Source organism: Saccharothrix sp. 6-C (assembly GCF_016695385.1).
GTDB classification, from domain to species: domain Bacteria; phylum Actinomycetota; class Actinomycetes; order Mycobacteriales; family Pseudonocardiaceae; genus Actinosynnema; species Actinosynnema texasense.
Map to the genome: position 1 here is coordinate 4,002,972 of NZ_CP064192.1, position 16,456 is coordinate 4,019,427.

General features: G+C 72.8%; 15 protein-coding genes. 11 read left to right on the top strand and 4 right to left on the bottom strand.

The genetic code is table 11. The features are described 5' to 3' along the window. Positions 1-30: 30 nt before the first annotated feature. Together IOD16_RS17160 and IOD16_RS17165 are read right to left on the bottom strand one after the other, a co-directional pair. Positions 31-2,175 carry a putative bifunctional diguanylate cyclase/phosphodiesterase gene (locus tag IOD16_RS17160; protein ID WP_148088672.1) on the bottom strand — a complete coding sequence of 715 codons (2,145 nt, stop codon included), beginning with the start codon at positions 2,173-2,175 and terminating at the stop codon, positions 31-33. A gap of 136 nt (positions 2,176-2,311) precedes the next feature. Next, a complete protein-coding gene (locus tag IOD16_RS17165) occupies positions 2,312-2,506 on the bottom strand; it encodes a hypothetical protein (RefSeq protein WP_201440857.1) in 195 nt (64 codons plus the stop codon). A gap of 107 nt (positions 2,507-2,613) precedes the next feature. Here IOD16_RS17165 and IOD16_RS17170 point away from each other — a divergent pair, with 107 nt between their 5' ends. Both IOD16_RS17170 and IOD16_RS17175 read left to right on the top strand, forming a co-directional pair. Beyond that, the gene (locus tag IOD16_RS17170) at positions 2,614-3,786 is read left to right on the top strand and encodes a metallophosphoesterase (protein ID WP_201440858.1); all 1,173 of its coding nucleotides are present in this window, start codon (positions 2,614-2,616) and stop codon (positions 3,784-3,786) included. Between the two features lie 99 nt (positions 3,787-3,885). Beyond that, positions 3,886-4,809: an NAD-dependent epimerase/dehydratase family protein gene (locus IOD16_RS17175; RefSeq protein WP_201440859.1), complete on the top strand. Its 924-nt coding sequence runs from the start codon at positions 3,886-3,888 to the stop codon at positions 4,807-4,809. On the opposite strand, the gene IOD16_RS17180 is transcribed toward IOD16_RS17175, so the two are convergent. Further along, the gene (locus tag IOD16_RS17180; protein ID WP_201440860.1) at positions 4,806-5,054 is read right to left on the bottom strand and encodes a hypothetical protein; all 249 of its coding nucleotides are present in this window, start codon (positions 5,052-5,054) and stop codon (positions 4,806-4,808) included. The genes IOD16_RS17175 and IOD16_RS17180 overlap by 4 nt on opposite strands. A 284-nt stretch (positions 5,055-5,338) precedes the next feature. On the opposite strand from IOD16_RS17180, the gene IOD16_RS17185 reads away from it, so the two are divergent. The 5 genes from IOD16_RS17185 to IOD16_RS17205 all read left to right on the top strand — a co-directional run bounded on the left by IOD16_RS17185 (position 5,339) and on the right by IOD16_RS17205 (position 9,489). Continuing rightward, positions 5,339-5,737 carry a TOBE domain-containing protein gene (locus IOD16_RS17185; RefSeq protein WP_123747731.1) on the top strand — a complete coding sequence of 133 codons (399 nt, stop codon included), beginning with the start codon at positions 5,339-5,341 and terminating at the stop codon, positions 5,735-5,737. Beyond that, positions 5,737-6,480, top strand: coding sequence for a molybdate ABC transporter substrate-binding protein (modA, locus tag IOD16_RS17190; protein ID WP_201440861.1), 744 nt, complete (start codon positions 5,737-5,739; stop codon positions 6,478-6,480). The genes IOD16_RS17185 and modA overlap by 1 nt, the downstream gene beginning before the upstream one ends. Next, positions 6,477-7,298: a molybdate ABC transporter permease subunit gene (gene modB / locus IOD16_RS17195; RefSeq protein ID WP_123741681.1), complete on the top strand. Its 822-nt coding sequence runs from the start codon at positions 6,477-6,479 to the stop codon at positions 7,296-7,298. The genes modA and modB overlap by 4 nt, the downstream gene beginning before the upstream one ends. Further along, positions 7,295-8,344: an ABC transporter ATP-binding protein gene (locus IOD16_RS17200; RefSeq protein WP_123747733.1), complete on the top strand. Its 1,050-nt coding sequence runs from the start codon at positions 7,295-7,297 to the stop codon at positions 8,342-8,344. The genes modB and IOD16_RS17200 overlap by 4 nt, the downstream gene beginning before the upstream one ends. Before the next feature lie 107 nt (positions 8,345-8,451). After that, the gene (locus IOD16_RS17205; protein WP_201440862.1) at positions 8,452-9,489 is read left to right on the top strand and encodes a medium chain dehydrogenase/reductase family protein; all 1,038 of its coding nucleotides are present in this window, start codon (positions 8,452-8,454) and stop codon (positions 9,487-9,489) included. 409 nt (positions 9,490-9,898) lie between these two features. On the opposite strand, the gene IOD16_RS17210 is transcribed toward IOD16_RS17205, so the two are convergent. Beyond that, on the bottom strand, positions 9,899-12,778 hold the full coding sequence (locus tag IOD16_RS17210) for an AfsR/SARP family transcriptional regulator (protein ID WP_201440863.1): 2,880 nt from the start codon (positions 12,776-12,778) through the stop codon (positions 9,899-9,901). Between the two features lie 179 nt (positions 12,779-12,957). Between IOD16_RS17210 and IOD16_RS17215 the strand changes: the two genes are divergently transcribed. The 4 genes from IOD16_RS17215 (at position 12,958) to argS (ending at position 16,428) form a co-directional block, all read left to right on the top strand. Continuing rightward, positions 12,958-13,401, top strand: a complete 444-nt coding sequence (locus IOD16_RS17215) for a hypothetical protein (protein ID WP_201440864.1) — start codon at positions 12,958-12,960, stop codon at positions 13,399-13,401. A 95-nt stretch (positions 13,402-13,496) separates the two neighbouring features. Next, positions 13,497-13,949 carry a hypothetical protein gene (locus IOD16_RS17220; RefSeq protein ID WP_236595047.1) on the top strand — a complete coding sequence of 151 codons (453 nt, stop codon included), beginning with the start codon at positions 13,497-13,499 and terminating at the stop codon, positions 13,947-13,949. Between the two features lie 439 nt (positions 13,950-14,388). Continuing rightward, on the top strand, positions 14,389-14,547 hold the full coding sequence (locus tag IOD16_RS17225) for a hypothetical protein (protein ID WP_425471124.1): 159 nt from the start codon (positions 14,389-14,391) through the stop codon (positions 14,545-14,547). 108 nt (positions 14,548-14,655) lie between these two features. Then, the gene (gene argS / locus IOD16_RS17230; RefSeq protein ID WP_236595048.1) at positions 14,656-16,428 is read left to right on the top strand and encodes an arginine--tRNA ligase; all 1,773 of its coding nucleotides are present in this window, start codon (positions 14,656-14,658) and stop codon (positions 16,426-16,428) included. The last annotated feature ends 28 nt before the right edge of the window (positions 16,429-16,456 follow it).

Consider the following 16,456-nt stretch of genomic DNA (forward strand, 5'->3'; position numbering starts at 1 on the left):
CTCTCGCGCCGTGGACGTTGGACTCTCGGGTCAGTGGGGGACGGAGGGTTGGGCGTCCCAGTTCTCGGCCAGGTCGGGGCGGCCGAAGAGGTAGCCCTGGGCGTAGGCGCAGCCGGCGTTGCGCAGCCAGTCCGCCTGGGCCTGCGTCTCGATGCCCTCGGCGACGGTGTGGGCGCCCAGGACCTCCGCCAGGTCGATGATGCAGCGCACGACGCCGGCGGTCCGGCCGGTCTCGGCGAGGGCGTTGGTGAACGACCGGTCGATCTTCACCACGTCGAACGGGTAGCGCTGCAGGTAGCTGAGCGACGAGTAGCCGGTGCCGAAGTCGTCCAGCGCGACCCTCACGCCGGTCTCGCGCACCTCCATCAGCCCGCGCATCGCGGCGCCGTCGGCCCACACCGACTCGGTCACCTCGATCGTCAGCCGTTCCGGCGGCAGGCCCGTGGTCTTCAGCACCCGGTCCAACGACGGCAGGAACGCGGGCGCCGACAGCTGCCTGGTCGACACATTCACCGTCACCCCGAGCGAGCGCCCCTGCTCACGCCACCTCATCGCCTGCTCGCACGCGCCGGCCAGCACCTTGTTGCCCAGCGGCACGATCAGCCCGGTCTCCTCCGCCAGCCCGATGAACTCGCCGGGCCCGAGCAGCCCGTGCCCCGGCCGCTGCCACCTCACCAGCGCCTCCGCGCCCGCCGCCTCCGACGTCGCCAGGTCCACGATCGGCTGGTAGTGCAGCACCAGCTGCCCGTCGGACACGGCGGTGCGCAGGTCGGCCTTGTCGCGCTGCCGGGCCAGCACCCGTTCGCCCATCTCGGGGCGGAACAGCCGGATCCGCCCGCCGCCTTCGCGCTTGGCCACGTACATCGCGGTGTCCGCGTCGCGCAGCAGGTCCGCCGTCCCGACCCCCGGTGACGACACGGCGACGCCGACGCTGGCCCGGATCACCGTGTCGTGCCCCAAGCCGGTCAGCGGCCGGGCCAGCTCGGACAGGATGCGGGTCGCCAGCCGTGCCGCGTCACGCACGTCGTGGCCGGGCGCGAGGACCGCGAACTCGTCGCCGCCGAGCCGCGCGGCGGTGGCGACGGGTCCGACGGCCCGGCCGATCCGCTCGGCCGCCGACACCAGGTACCAGTCGCCCGCTTCGTGCCCCTCGGCGTCGTTGACCTCCTTGAACCCGTCGAGGTCGATCACCAGCAGGCCGACCGTCTCACCGGCGGGCAGCGCCGCGTCCACCAGGTGCAGGAAGTGCGTGCGCCCGGCGAGCCCGGTCAGCTCGTCGCGCTCGGCCCGGGTGCGCAGCTGGTCTTCCAGCTCGCGGCGCTTGCTCACGTCCAGCGCGGTGACCAGGGTGTGCGGTTCGGAGACGTGCTCGACCGGCACCGCCTGCACCGCGAGCACGCCGGTCGAGCCGTCCGCCCGGGTCACCCGGACCTCCACCGCGTCCTCGGCCGCGCGGCAGCCGCGCGCGCAGGCGGTGATGTCCGGGCCGTGCGGGCACGGCACCCGGCCGGGCGCGTCCTCGGACCACGCGAGCAGCTCGCGGGCCCGGTCGTTGTGCAGCAGGGGCGCGCCCTCGGCGTCGACCAGCACGAGCCCGACCGGGCTGGCCCGCACCACGGTCTCGACGGTGCGGTGCGCGTCCTGCACGAGCCGCGCCGAGCGCGCCGTCTCGTGCAGCGCGGTCGCGACGACGGCCAGGCCCACCAACGGCATCACCACCGAGGCGACCATCGGGCCGGTCACCGCGACCGGGGTGACCGAGAGCCACACCGTGAAGCCGGTCAGGAACCCGAGCAGCGCGGGCATCGCCCGCAGCGGGAACCGCTCGTGGTCGGTGCCGCGGAGCGCGCGCTGCACGGTCACCGCGAACACGAAACCGAGGGCGGGCTGCGGGGTGGGCAGCACGAACATCGCGCCGTGCACGACCGCGCACTCGACCAGCGCGATCAGCCAGCTGTCCCTCATCGGCCGCAGCAGCCACGACAGGAGCACGAGCGGCACCAGCGCGAAGAGCACGAAGCGGCCCGGCCCGACGCCCATGACGAGCAGCTGGACCGCGAAGGCGACGGAGCTGAGCCAGGCGTAGGCCTCGGTGAGCCGCCGGATCCGGCGCAGCGCGGGTTGGCCGGGTGACGAGAGCGCGTCGTCCACCACGGTGCGGCTTGGACGAGCCACGCCCCGTTACCCCCAAGTCAAGCGGCGATCGACTGGACACCCCCGCGGAAGATCGAACTATCCATACCGGTGTTCGCGTTCTCAACCGCCATTCGGGTGAGTCCACTATGGACCCCGCCCGGCCGGGCGCCGCCGGTCAGGATCCGGGGGTCGACCCGTGCGGCGGCTCGCTGTCCGGCAGCGGGTCCGGGGTGGTCTCGGCGAGGTCGGCGGCGACCGCCTTGGCCTCGTCGATCGTGCGCCGCGAGGCGGCCAGGCGCGCGTCCTCCTCCGGCGTCTCGACCCGGAAGTCCTCCGTCGAGCGGCTCTCGTGTTCGTGATCGTCAGCCATGCGACCGGGGTTTCCGCGCACCCCGTCGTCAAACTTGGACACCGGCGGCACGGCGGACTACCGTCGATAAGAGCCCGCTGGTTCGTAAAGCCCGTCGAGGAGAGCCGATGTCGAGCACGACGACCGCGCCGCCCCGCCCGTCCGCGCGGCGGCGCGTCACCTTCACGGCGGTGCTCCTCACGCTGACCGCGCTGCTTTTCTGGGTGCCCTGGACCGGTCTGCTCCCGCCGGGCGCGCGGTGGCCGTGGCCGGTGCAGGCGGTCGGCACGGCGTTCTTCGTCGTCACGTCGGTGGCGTTCCCGCTGCTGCTGGTCCGCGCGCACGGCCGCCGGCACTCCGACCGGGCGTCCCGGGTCGCGCACCTGATGCTGGGCGTCGCGTGGGTGTTCTTCTCCTGGACGGTGATCACGCACGTCCTGCGGATCGTGCTGGCGGCGGCGGGCGTGGAGAACCCGTTGCGGGCGCGGGTCGTCGCGCTCACCCTGCTCGTCGTCGGCCTGGCGCTGGTGGGGTACGGCCTCCGCGAGGCGCGCCGCGTGCCGCGGGTGAAGCGGACCGAGGTGCCGCTCCCCCGGCTCGACGAGGCGTTCGACGGCCTCACCGTCGCGGTGCTCGCGGACACCCACTACGGCGCGATCGACCGCACGAAGTGGTCCGTCGGCACGGTGGCGGCGGTCAACGCGCTGGACCCGGACGTCGTCGTGCACGTCGGCGACATCGCGGACGGCACGGTGGCGCAACGCCGCGGCCAGGCCGCCGCGCTCGGCGACGTCCGCGCGCGGCACCTGTTCTACGTGTCGGGCAACCACGAGTACATCAGCAACGCCCAGGCGTGGCTGGACCACATGGCCGAGCTGGGCTGGACGAGCCTGCACAACCAGCACCGGGTCCTCGAACGCGGCGAGGCGCGGTTGGTGTTCGCGGGCGTGGACGACGTCACCGGCGCGCACTCGGGCGAGGCCGGGCACGGCGCGGACCTCGAGGCCGCCCTCGCGGGCACGCGCGCCGACGACCCGGTGGTGCTGCTGGCCCACCAGCCCAGTGAGATCCCCAAGGCGGTGGCGGCGGGCGTGGACCTCCAGCTGTCCGGGCACACGCACGGCGGCCAGATCTGGCCGTTCCACCTGCTGGTGCGGTTGCAGCAGCCGGTGCTGGCGGGGTTGAGCCGCCACGGGGAGCGCACGCGGCTGTACACGAGTCGTGGCGCGGGTTTCTGGGGTCCGCCGCTGCGCGTCTTCGCGCCGAGCGAGATCTCCTTGCTCACACTGCGTTCCGCGTGATCGACGCTCGGTGAGCCGGGGCGTGCGGGAACCCCTCCCCGCGGGCGCACCGCGCGGCGCGGTTGCGCCCGGGCGCGGCCGGGCGGGCATGATCTGCCCGTGAAGGTTCTGGTGGTGGGTGCGAGCGGGTTGGTCGGGCGGCACGTCGTCGAGCGGTTGCGGGAGCGGGGGCACGACGTGACGTCCGTGGCGCGGACCGCGCGGGACGGCGTGGCCCACACCCTCGACGCGACGACGGCCACCGAGGCGGAGTTCCGGGCGTTGCTCGCGGGTCACGACGGCGTGGTGTTCGCGGCCGGCGCGGACGACCGGGAGGTGCCGCGCCGGCCCGCGTACCCGGTGTTCCACCGGGGCAACGTCGCGCCGGTCGTGCGGCTGCTCACCGCCGCGCGCGAGGAGGGGCTGAGCCGGGCCGTGGTGCTCGGGTCGTACTACACGCACTTCCACCGGCTGCACCCCGAGTGGGACCTGGTCGCACGCCACCCGTACATCCGCAGCCGGGTCGAGCAGGCGCGGGCGGGTCGGGCGGCGGCCGGGCCCGGGCTGCCGGTGGCGGTGCTGGAGCTGCCGTTCGTGTTCGGGCGGGCCGGCGACCGGCTGCCGAACTGGTCGGGCCCGTTGGACAAGTGGGTCCGGTCGCGGTCGCCGCTGCTGGCGCCGCCCGGCGGCAGCGCCGCGACGACGGCCGCGCACGTGGCCGACATCGCCGTCGACGCGCTGGAGCGGGCGTCCGGTGAGGACATCCCGGTGGCGGCCGAGAACCTGACGTGGCCGGACATGATCGGCCGCATCGCGGCGGCCGCCGGTCATCCGCGCGCGGTGCGCCGCCTGCCGGGCGCGGTGGTGCGGGTGGCGTTGCGGCTGGGCGGGCTCGCGCAGCGGCTGACGGGCAAGCAGTCCGGGTTGGACCCGGCGCACGCGGGCGCGTTGCTGTTGCGGGAGCTGTTCGTCACGCCGGTCCGGCCGGTGTCGGTGGACGCCGCGGTCGCCGAGACGTTCCCCCGGACCGGTGCGCGCGCCTAGTGGGCGCGGCGGCGGGGTTCCGGCGGGGCGTAGTCGTAGTCGTCCTCGGGCACGTCGAACGGGAGCGGGCGGTTGGTCCACGAGTCGATGAGCACGACGATGGCCGCGCAGACGATGACGACGACGCCGACCCAGGCCAGGCCACCCCAGATGAGGATGCCCGCGATCAGCACCAGCGGCAGGACCATGAACAGGCAGAACGGGTCCACCCGCCCGAAATGCCGCCGTCCTCCGGAACTCGCCATCTACGCCCTCCCAGTCAAGCGCCTCCCCGGGTGAACTTACGCGACGTGGTTCGCCCGGCTGTCAGCCGGGCGGTCACGCAGCGCGTTGTCCGCGGCCGGGGTGCCGGCCGTTCGGCGCGTTCGACGACCGTGCGGGCACGGCCGGGATGATCATGCCGGCTGCGGGGCCGCGGGTGTGGCGGACCCTCGGGATCCGCGGCGGCGTGGCCGGTGGCCCGGCCGGCGCGGTCGGCGGCGGCACGGAGGTCACCGGACTCCGCGGGTGCGGAGTTACACTGCCCGACGTGCCGAATCTGCGGATCAGCGACGCGGCCGCCCTGCTGGGGGTGAGCGACGACAGCGTGCGCCGGTGGATCGACCAGGGCCGCTTGACCGCGGTGCGGCTCGACAGCGGGCGCAAGGGTGTCGACGGCCGCGAGCTGGCCGAGCTCGCCCAGCGCCTGGCCGAGGCGCCGGAGCCGGGGGTGACGGTGGCGGCGTCGGCGCGCAACCGGATGCGCGGGATCGTCACGCGCGTGGTCAAGGACGGGGTCATGGCGCAGGTCGAGCTGCAGGCCGGGCCGTTCCGGGTGGTGTCGCTGATGAGCCGCGACTCGGCCGACGAGCTGGGCCTGGAGGTGGGCGCCGTGGCGGTCGCGTCGATCAAGTCCACGCACGTCGTGGTCGAGATCCCGGAGGCGTGATGCGCGCACCGGCGCTGGCGGCGCTCCTGGTGGTGGTGGCCGGTTGCGGCACCTCCGGGGGCGCGGCGGACGAGCGGGTCACGGTGTTCGCGGCGGCGTCGCTGACCGAGGTGTTCACCAGGCTGGCCGAGGACTTCGAGGCGGCCCGGCCGGGCGTGGAGGTCGTGGTCAACTTCGGCGGCAGCTCGGCGCTGGCGCGGCAGATCGGGCAGGGCGCGCCGGCGGACGTGTTCGCCTCGGCGGCGCCCGCCGACATGGCGGAGGTGGCCGACGCGGGCGGGACGGCCGCCGCGCCGGTCACGTTCGCGCGCAACCGGTTGACGATCGCGGTGCCGGCGGGCAACCCGGCGGGCGTCACCGGCCTGGCCGACTTCGCGGACGCCGACGCGAAGATCGCGTTGTGCGCGGAGCAGGTGCCGTGCGGCGCGGCGGCGAAGCGGGCGTTCGAGGCCGCCGGGGTGACGGCGCGGCCGGACACGGTGGAGCAGGACGTCAAGGCGGTGCTGACCAAGGTGCGGCTCGGCGAGGTGGACGCCGCGCTGGTGTACCGGACGGACGTGCGGTCGGCCGGCGGGGAGGTCGAGGGCATCGGGTTCCCGGAGGCCGACCGGACGGTCAACGACTACCCGATCGCGCCCTTGGCCGAGGCGCGCAACCCGGCCGGCGCGCGGGCGTTCGTGGACTTCGTGCGGTCCGACCGGGGTCGGGCGGCGCTCGCCGAGGCCGGGTTCGACGCGCCGTGAGGTCGACGCGCCGCCGGGTCGCCCGCCGCCGGACCGGGGGCCGGCTGCCGGTGGCGCTGGTGCTGCCGGCCGTGGTCGGGCTCGCGTTCCTGCTCGTCCCGCTGGTCGGGTTGCTGGCCCGCACGCCGTGGAGCACGGTGCCGTCGCGGTTGGCCGGCCCGGCGGTCGGCGAGGCGCTGCGGTTGTCGTTGGTGTGCGCGAGCCTGGCGACGGTGGTGTGCCTGGTGCTGGGCGTGCCGCTGGCGTGGCTGCTGGCGCGCGGCGACGTGCCGGGGCGGGGTGTGCTGCGGGCGTTGGTGACGGTGCCGCTGGTGCTGCCGCCGGTGGTGGGCGGGGTGGCGTTGCTGCTCGTGCTCGGCAGGCGCGGGCTCGTCGGGCAGTACCTCGACGCGTGGTTCGGCCTCTCGCTGCCGTTCACCACCGCCGGGGTGGTGCTGGCGGAGGCGTTCGTGGCGATGCCGTTCCTGGTCATCTCGGTGGAGGGGGCGTTGCGCGCGGCCGACCCGCGCTACGAGGAGGCCGCCGCGACGCTGGGCGCGTCGCGCTGGACGGCGTTCCGGCGGGTGACGTTGCCGTCGATCCTGCCGGGGGTGGTCGCGGGCACGGTGCTGTGCTGGGCGCGGGCGTTGGGCGAGTTCGGGGCCACCATCACGTTCGCGGGCAACTTCCCGGGCGAGACGACCACCATGCCGCTGGCCGTGTACCTGGCCCTGGAGACCGATCCGGACGCGGCGATCGTGCTGAGCGTGGTGCTGCTGCTGGTGTCCGTCGGTGTGCTGGCCGCCCTGCGCGACCGGTGGGTCAGCGGGCCGTCATGACGTTGCACGCCGACCTGAGGGTCGCTCGTGGCGCGTTCCGGCTGGACGCGCGGCTGGTGGTGGAGCCGGGCGAGGTGGTCGCGCTGCTCGGCCCGAACGGCGCGGGCAAGAGCACCGCGCTGCGCGCCCTGGCCGGGCTGCTGCCGTTGAGCGGCGGGCACATCCGGCTCGGCGGGCAGGCGTGGGACGTGCCGCCGGAGGTGTTCCGGCCCGCCGAGCGGCGTCCGATCGGCGTGGTGTTCCAGGACTACCTGCTCTTCGCGCACCTGTCCGCGGTGGAGAACGTCGCGTTCGGGCTGCGCGCCCGGGGCGTACGACGCGCGGCGGCGCGGGCGGAGGCGGCGCGGTGGCTGGACCGCGTCGGGCTGGCCGCGCACGCGAAGGCCAAGCCGCGCACGCTGTCCGGCGGGCAGGCGCAGCGCGTCGCGCTGGCCCGCGCCCTGGCCACCGGCCCGGACCTGCTGCTGCTGGACGAGCCGCTGGCCGCGCTGGACGCCGCCACGCGGCTGCACGTGCGCGCGGAGCTGGGCAGGCACCTGCGCGACTTCCCCGGTCACACGCTGCTCGTCACGCACGACCCGCTGGACGCGATGGTGCTGGCCGACCGGTTGGTGGTGCTGGAGCACGGCGAGGTCGTGCAGGAGGGCGCACCGGCCGAGGTGGCCCGCCGGCCGCGCACGGACTACGTCGCCGACCTGGTCGGCCTCAACCTGTACCGCGGCACGGCGCACGGCACGACCGTGTCGTTGGACGCCGGCGGCACGCTCACCGTGGCGGAGCCGGCGACCGGGCCGGTGCACGTGGTGTTCCCCCCGACCGCGGTCGGCCTGCACCCGGCGCGGCCGGCCGGCAGCCCGCGCAACGCGTGGCGCGTCACCGTGGCCGGGATCGAGCGGCACGCCCACACCACGCGCGTGCGGCTGGACGGCGAGCCGCCCGTGCTGGCCGACGTGACCACCGCGACCGTCGCCGACCTGCGCCTGCGGCCCGGTGACGAGCTGTGGGCCGCCGTGAAGGCCACCGAGACGCGCGTCTACCCCTCGTGACGAGTGTGAGTGACCAACCACTCTTCTATCGATTCCGCTTGACACAGGAGGCCACGACCGCGTTGACTCATTTGTGAGTGACTGACCACTAATACATTGGAGGAGCGATGAGCCAGCAGTCCGCCGAGCAGGTCCTGGAAGTCGTGCTGCCGGGCGCGGTCGAGCCCGACGGCCTGGAGCTGCGCCGCCGCGAGCGCCCGGTCCCCGGTCCGGGCCAGGCGTTGGTGCGGGTCGAGGCGTCCGGGGTCTCCTTCGCCGAGAAGCAGATGCGCAAGGGCAAGTACTTCGACCAGCCCCCGTTCCCGTTCGTGCCCGGCTACGACCTGGTCGGCACGGTCGCCGAGGTCGGCCCCGGGGTGGCCGTGACGCTGGTCGGCGGCCGGGTCGCGGCGCTGACCAAGACCGGCGGCTGGGCCAGCCACGCGCTGGTGGACGCGGCCGACCTGGTGCCGGTCCCGGCGGGCGTCGACGCGGCCGAGGCGGAGGCGCTGGTCGTCAACGGGATCACCGCGTGGCAGATGCTGCACGGCTTCGCCGAGGTCCGCGCCGGCCAGACGGTGCTCGTGCTGGGCGCCAACGGCGGTGTCGGGTCGCTGCTCGTGCAGCTGGCCGTGCTCGCCGGCGCACGGGTGATCGGCACCGCCTCGGCGCGGCACCACGACGCGGTGCGGGCGCTGGGCGCCGTCCCGGTCGACTACCGCGACGCCGACGTGCCGGGGAAGGTCCGGGACTTGGCGCCCGACGGCGTGGACGCGGTGTTCGACCACGTCGGCGGGCCCGGCCTGGTCGACTCCTACCGCCTGCTCGCCCGGCGCGGCCGGCTCGTCGCCTACGGCAGCGCGTCCACGAAGGACGAGCCCGGCTCGTCGCGGCTGCCGGTGCTGAAGCTGGTCGTGCGGCTGCTGTGGTGGAACGCCCTGCCCGACGGGCGCCGCGCCACGTTCTTCAACGTCTGGGCGGGCAAGCGCGACCCGGCCCGGTTCCGCGCCCGCCTGGCCCGTGACCTCGGCGCGGTGTTCGCCCTGCTCGCCGAGGGCTCCCTGACGCCCGCGATCGCCGCCCGCGTGCCGCTGGAGCGGGTGGCCGACGCGGTGCGCCTGGCGGAGTCCGGCACGGTCACCGGCAAGGTCGTCCTCCTCCCCTGACCTGGACGGAGCAACGGCTCCCGACAACGCCCACCACGGGTATCGCGCCCGTCACCGGTGCGGGTGAAGAATGTGGCGACGAGTGGAGGATTCCGCTCGACCCGATCGCCTTTCCGATAACCCTCCCGTCGCCACTCAAACGGGTGACTGAGGTTTTTTCAAGGGAAGTCAGTGCCCGGCGTTGTCGGGGACGAGGGCGGTTTTGGTGATCGTGCCGATGCGGCTGAGGCCGGTGGTGGTGTGCTGGAGTGCGTGCCACGGTTGCTTCGGGCTCAGCAGCAGCGTGTTCGCCCGGGACTCGGAGGTTGCGCAGCGGTGTGTTGTGGGCTCGGTTGTCCACGTGGACAGCGCCGGGACCGCGTGGGCGCGGGCCACGCGCAGGTTGTGAAACAGGTCAACCCCGACTTCCTCAGGATCCGGCCGATGTCGTGGGGGCAGGAGCGGGAGCGATGCAATGGGCGGGTGGCGGTGTTCCTGCCGAGGTCGGTGTTCTTGCGTGGTCGAGGGCGTCGAGCTGCCGCAGTACCTCTTCGGCGTCCGACTCGCGGCCTTGCTGCCGGCACATGACCAGGGCTTCGCGCCAGGCCGCGCGGGCATGGTCGTGCTCGCCGAGCGCGGCGTGCGGAGAGCCGAGGTGCCCGAGGGTGCTGGCGGCGTCGTAGTCGTTGCCGAGGCTGCGGCGCAGGGCGAGGGCTTGCCTGTAGTAGCGCACGGCTTGGTGGTGGTCGCCGGTGTTGTGTTCGACGTAGCCGAGGCCGTCGAGGGTGTTGGCTTCACCGGTGGGGTTGTGGTGTCGCCGGTGAAGGGTGAGGGCGGCGTGGAAGTGGCCGCGTGCGGTGTCGTGGTCGCCGAGTCGGGCGGTGTACCAGCCCACGGCGTTGTGTCCGTGGGCTTCGCACAATGGCCGGTCGAGTCCGCGGGACAGGTGCAGTGCCTGTTTGGCGTGATCAAGGGCTTTGTGATCGTCGTGCCTGCCCCACACCCGTGCGAGTGTCAGGAGGGCGTGCGCCTGTTCGTAGAGGGCTTCGTGGTCCTCGGCGAGACCGAGGACGTGGTGCAGGTGGCCGATCGCTTCCTCGTGCAACCCCACGGCGGCGCAGGCGCGCCCGAGGTGCCGGTGGGCTACGAGGCGGGTCACCTGGTCGGGCAGGTGCTCCGCGGCCTGCGCCGCGGCACGCCACGCGGCGAGGCGGTCGTGACGATGGCCTCGCCGGTGGTGGAACGTGTCCAGGGACATCGCCAACCACCACACGGTGTGGTGGCTGTGCCGGAGGGCCGCGACGTGCTGGGCGGCGAGCAGGGTGGCGCGCTCGGAGTCGAACCAGGCCAACGCCTCGGTCGCATCGGCCGGTGAATGGATGTGCGTGCCGGGTGAGGGTGCCGCGAGTCCGAGGGGTCCGCGGTGTACGTCCAGCATCAGATCGGCGTGGTGGGCGGTGTGGGTGTAGAAGTCGAGCACGCGTCCCAGTGCCGCTTGCCGTGCCTGTTCGGTCAGATCGCGGTGGGCGGTGGTGGCGGCGTAAGCGCGGACGAGGTCGTGCATCGCGTAGCGGCCGCCAGGCGCCTGGGTGATCAGGGATGCGTCCGTCAGTGCGCGGAGCACGGAGTGCGTCTCGCGTGCGGACAGTCCGGTGAGGTTGATGGCGGCGGGCAGACCGGAGTCGGATCCCGGGGCGATCGCGAGCAGCGCGAACGCTGCGCGGTGCCGTTCGGCGAGGTGGCGCAGGGACCAGGACAGCACGACGGCCAGGCAAGAGTCGGGGTCGCCTGAGCTCAGGGCGTCCAAGCCGAATTCACGCAGGTCGGCGACGATGTCATCGAGGAGGTGGGGGTGGGTGCGGATGCGTGCGGTGATCAGGCCGAGAGCGAGGGGCAATCCGCCGCACAGCGTGATCAGCTCGGTGACCGCTTGCTGGGAGGTGACAGGGGTCTGGGCGTCGGTGAGCGCGGTGGCGAGCAGGGTGCGAGCCTCGGCGTCGGTGAGCACGTCGACGCGGACAGGTCGGGCACTGTGGCGGGTGATCAGGGTGGGGAGCCGGTTGCGGCTGGTGATCAGGACGGTGCACGCGTCGCCGCCGGGTAGCAGAGGTACGACTTGGTCGGCGGTGGCTGCGTTGTCGAGCAGGATCAGCATCCGTTTGCCGGTGGTGTGGGTGCGGTAGAGCGCGGCACGGGCGTCGACGTCCTGAGGAAGGAGCCCGCGGTCGACGCCCAGGGCTGCGAGGAAATCGGCCAGCACGTCGGTTGCCTGCCGGGGATGGTCCGGGCTGAAGCCGCGGAGGTCGACCCACAGGTGTCCGTCGGGGAACCGGTCGGTGTGCTGGTGGGCCCAGTGCAGTGCCAGTGAGGTTTTTCCCATGCCTCCGGTGCCGATGATGGAGGCGATGGCGACTGGGCCGGTTGTGCCCGTCGCGTCCAGGTGGTTGTCCAGTTGTCGCAGTGCGTCCTCGCGGCCGACGAATGACGAGAGAGCGGCGGGCAGCTGACGAGGCACCACCGGTTGGGGCGCTGCGGCTGTGTGGGCTGTGCTCGTGGGTGCTGCGACGAGGCGGGGATCGGCGGCGAGGATCTGCCGATGCAGCTCCTGCAGGGCGGCGCCGGGGTCGGTGCCCAACTCTTCTACGAGTTGCGTGCGGACGTGTCTGTAGTGCTCCAAGGCGTCAGTGGTGCGCCCAGCACGATGCAGAGCCGTTAGGTACTGAGCTGCTACCCGCTCGTTCAACGGGTGCCGCGTGGCACGGGCGGACAGCTCTGCCAGCAGCTCGCCGCCGTCTCCGGCGCGCAGCCGGGCGTCGACCAGTTCGTGCTCGGCCGTCAGCCGTTCTTGTTCCAGGCGGTCGCGCTCGGCTCGCACCCACTCCCCGTCCACGCCGGTCAGTGGTTCCCCGCGCCACAATCCCAGTGCGTCGGTCAGCATTCGCACCGCCGGCTCGTCGTCGGCTTCCGCGTCGACAGCGGCGCACAGCTCGCGGAACCGGTGCAGGTCCGTCAGCGGCCCGGTCATGTCGGTGACCAGGGCGTAGCCGCCCGACCGGCGCACGATGGCCAGACCGCCCGCGCCGGCCAGCGCTCGTCGCAGCCGGGAGATGTAGTTGTGCAGTGTCGACCGAGCCCGCGGTGCGCCATCGGCACCCCAGACCCGCTCGATCAGCAGATCCACCGACACCACCCGCCCGGCGTCGACGGCCAAGGCGGCCAGCACGCACCGCTGCCTGGGTGTGCCCAGGTCTACCGGCCGGCCGCCGACCTCCGCGGCCACTTCCCCCAACAGACGCAACAGCACCGCCACGCCGGCCACCCCCGTTCCGGATATCCCCGGCCACCAGGCATAGCGGCTGGAGCAGCGCCGTACAGAAAACCTGTGAGAAGTTCACACGATCGGCCGTGCATCCTGACCCGGTCCACAGCCCGCACTGACTGATGCCGACTGATGTGGGGCGTTGCGAAGAAACTGCAGGAGCGGTCGTCATGGTGAAACTGAAGGACGGCTCGACGGCGAAGAGCCGTACGAGGAAGGTCGCCGCGGTTGCAGCCGCGGTTGCGGTGGTCGCCGGGGTGGTCACCGCGGCGGCACCGGCCACCGCCGCCGATTACCCCACCAGTTCGTTCGCGATCTCGTATGGAGCGAGTTACTACAACGGCACAGTCACCTGGTACGACCGGTCGGTCGGCGTGACCGGGACGTTGAAGGCCGTCGGTTGCCTCCGGGCGAACGCGGCCGTGTGGGCGGGCGGCACCAGGCTGGACCCCGAGAGGACCAGTCTCTGGTGCGACAGAACCGGGACGACGGGTCTTTCCCTTGAAGCCAACGTTGCCGGTGGGGCCGACAGGGTCGACATCTGGCTCGCCGACTCGTCCGGAGATCCCCTCGCCGGAGTCACCTGCTACCCCACCTCGAGCTTCTGCCTCTGACGCCCGTGGAAATTCCAGTGGTACGTGTAGCGGAATCCCGCTACACGCACAGAACACACCTTGGCAATGACCCGAAGATACAATCCAGGAGCCTGATGATGAAGAAGAAGACAACCAAGGCGAAAACGTCCTTCGCCACTGCCTTGATCGCCGCGATGCTTGCCGTGCTGGGAATGCTCACAACCCCTGCGGTTGGTTCAGCGAGTACGTCGGAAGCGGCTTATCCGGTCAGTTCGTTCCGCCTGCCCTATGGCGCAAGCCTTCTCGCCGGCGAGATCACCTGGTACGACCGCAGCGTTCACATCACGGGCTCCGTCAAAGCGGTCTCCACCGGAAAGACGGCCTGGTTCCGGGGCGAGTCCCCTAACTGCCTGGTGGGTCCGGAAACACGGACGGCGTCAGTCGGCGAGACTCGGGGATTCCTTGTCGACATTCCCTGCAACTATCCTGGCGGGATCACCATCGTCTACGTCAAGATGTATGACGTTCAGGGCAACTACTTGCGCGGCGACATCTGCACCAGGAACGGTTGCGTGCATCAAGATTAGCCTGGCCTGAGGGACGAGGCCCCTGGACGTCAAGGGAACGGTTGCGCGAAGCCGCGAAGCACGCGGATCCGGTCGGCCGGACCGCACTGGCGGTCCAACGAGGTCTCTCGCGATCTTGTCTGCTCAGTAACGCGTACGTGAACCTCGTGCCTCACGAGGTTCACGTACGCGTTACCGCCGGGCGGGCCGTCGATGCCGGGAGGTTGGCCGCGAACCGGCGGTGGCCGGGCTCTGGCCTGCGGGCGGACGTGAGGCCCTGGTGGGGACAGATCTGCCGGGATCATGTTCCGTCGACCAGAGGCTCACGATGGTCGCCTATTCCGCCACGCTCGACGTCCCCCGTCACCTGGTGGAGTTCCCGGCTCGACTGTCGACCGCCCACCGTCGGGTGATCGGCACTCCGTCCGGCAGTCGCGCGCCGGGGCCGTTCCGTCAGGCCGTGCCGGTCCTGCGCTGGTTCCGCGACTTCGAGGCGGGCCACCGGGAGCTGGAGGCGCTGCCGTCGCCGCCGGAGCTGCGGCGGTTCCTGCGCGGTGTCCGGGCGTGGCCGGGTGGCGGGTTCGAGTGGCACAGCACCAACCCGCGTTATCGGACCTGACGTCCCGGCGGAGGCGGGGGAACAGTCCGGTGCGGGCGCCGCCGCCCCTGGGCGGGTGGCGCGGGTGGAGCTGGAACAATCGCCTCCCTACCAAGGAGGCTGTGTCAGGTGAGTGTCCACCACCAGGAGGTGCCGTCGTTGCTGGAGCGGGTCGCCGCGACGATGTCGGGGGCGATCGGCCGGGTCCGCGAGGACCTGGCGGGCGCGGACCCGGTGGTGCGACGATCGGAGCGAGCCGACTTCCAGTGCAACGCGCCCCTGGCGTTGGCCAGGCGCGTCGGCGTCAGGCCGGCCGACCTCGCGGCGGACGTCGTGGCCCGGCTGGACGTCGAGGGCGACGCGGTGATCGCGTCCGTGGAGCCGTCCGGGCCGGGTTTCCTGAACGTGACCGTGACCGGTGGGGCGATCTGGGACCAGGTCGCCGCCCGCCTGGCGGACGCGCGTCTCGGTGTCGGCGCGACCGAGGAGGGCCGCCGGGTGGTGGTCGACTACTCCGCGCCCAACATCGCCAAGGAGATGCACGTCGGGCACCTGCGCACGACGATCATCGGGGACAGCCTGGCGCGGGTGGCCGGGTTCCTGGGCGCGGACGTGCTGCGGCAGAACCACCTGGGCGACTTCGGGACGCAGTTCGGGATGCTGATCCAGTACCTCGACGAGCACCCGGACGCCGCGTGGCACCAGGACGAGCTGGCCGGGGGCGCCTCGGCGGTGTCCGCTTTGGACGGCCTGTACCGGTCGGCGCGGGCGGAGTTCGACGCCGACCCGGGGTTCGCCGACCGGTCCCGTGCGCGGGTGGTCGCCCTTCAGTCCGGCGACCCGCGCACGGTCGCGGTCTGGCAGGACATCGTCGCCGAGTCCGAGCGGTCGTTCAGCGCGATCTACGACCGGTTGACCGTGCTGCTCACGCCCGAGGACTCGGTCGGCGAGTCGTTCTACAACCCGATGCTGGCCGACACCGTCGAGGAGCTGGTGGACGCGGGGCTGGCGGTGGAGAGCGACGGTGCGCTCGTCTTCTACTCGCGGGAGGTGACCGGGCCGGAGGGCAAACCGGTCACCCTGATGGTCCGCAAGCGCGACGGCGGGTACGGCTACGACACCACCGACCTGGCCACGATCCGCTACCGGCTGCGCGAGCTCAAGGCCAACCGGTTGATCTACGTGACCGACTCGCGGCAGGCGCTGCACTTCCAGCTGGTGTTCGAGGCGGCCCGGCGCGCCGGGTGGCTGACCGACGGCGTCACCGCCGAGCACGCCGCCTACGGCACGATCCTGGGTCCGGACGGGACGCCGTTCAAGACGCGGGCGGGTGGCACGGTGCGCCTGATGGACCTGCTCGACGACGCGGTGTCGCGGGCGCGGGCGGCCGTCACGGAGAAGAACCCCGGCCTCGATCCGGTCGAGCTCGACCGGATCGCGGAGTCGGCGGGCATCGCCGCGGTCAAGTACGCCGACCTGTCGACGTCGCGGGTGAAGGACTACTCCTTCGACGTCGACCGGATGGTGTCGTTGACCGGCAACACCGGGGTCTACCTGCAGTACGCCCACGCCCGGATCAGTTCGATCCTGCGCCACGCGGGCGATCCGGGGACGGCGGTCGACCGCACCGTCGCGCCGGAGCCCGCCGAACGGAAGCTGGGCCTGGCGCTGGACGCCTACGGCGCGGTGGTGACGGAGGTGGGCGCCACCCTCGAACCGCACCGGCTCTGCGGCTACCTCTACGACCTGGCCCGCGCGTTCACCTCCTTCTACGAGAACTGCCCGGTCCTCAAGGCGGAGGAGCCCGTGCGCGGCAACCGGCTGGCCCTGTGCCGCCTGACCGCCCGCACCCTGGGCCACGGCCTGGGCCTGCTGGGCATCACCGCGCCCGAACGGATGTAGTCCGCCCCGGGTGGTCCTCCGCCGGTGA

Bases quoted from the DNA above. Each gene is read 5' to 3' on its own strand.
- IOD16_RS17220 (WP_236595047.1), top strand. From the start codon at position 13,497: ATGATGAAGAAGAAGACAACCAAGGCGAAAACGTCCTTCGCCACTGCC.
- IOD16_RS17170 (WP_201440858.1), top strand. From the start codon at position 2,614: ATGTCGAGCACGACGACCGCGCCGCCCCGCCCGTCCGCGCGGCGGCGC.
- IOD16_RS17180 (WP_201440860.1), bottom strand. From the start codon at position 5,054: ATGGCGAGTTCCGGAGGACGGCGGCATTTCGGGCGGGTGGACCCGTTC.
- IOD16_RS17205 (WP_201440862.1), top strand. From the start codon at position 8,452: ATGAGCCAGCAGTCCGCCGAGCAGGTCCTGGAAGTCGTGCTGCCGGGC.
- IOD16_RS17200 (WP_123747733.1), top strand. From the start codon at position 7,295: ATGACGTTGCACGCCGACCTGAGGGTCGCTCGTGGCGCGTTCCGGCTG.
- IOD16_RS17215 (WP_201440864.1), top strand. From the start codon at position 12,958: ATGGTGAAACTGAAGGACGGCTCGACGGCGAAGAGCCGTACGAGGAAG.
- modA (WP_201440861.1), top strand. From the start codon at position 5,737: ATGCGCGCACCGGCGCTGGCGGCGCTCCTGGTGGTGGTGGCCGGTTGC.
- IOD16_RS17165 (WP_201440857.1), bottom strand. From the start codon at position 2,506: ATGGCTGACGATCACGAACACGAGAGCCGCTCGACGGAGGACTTCCGG.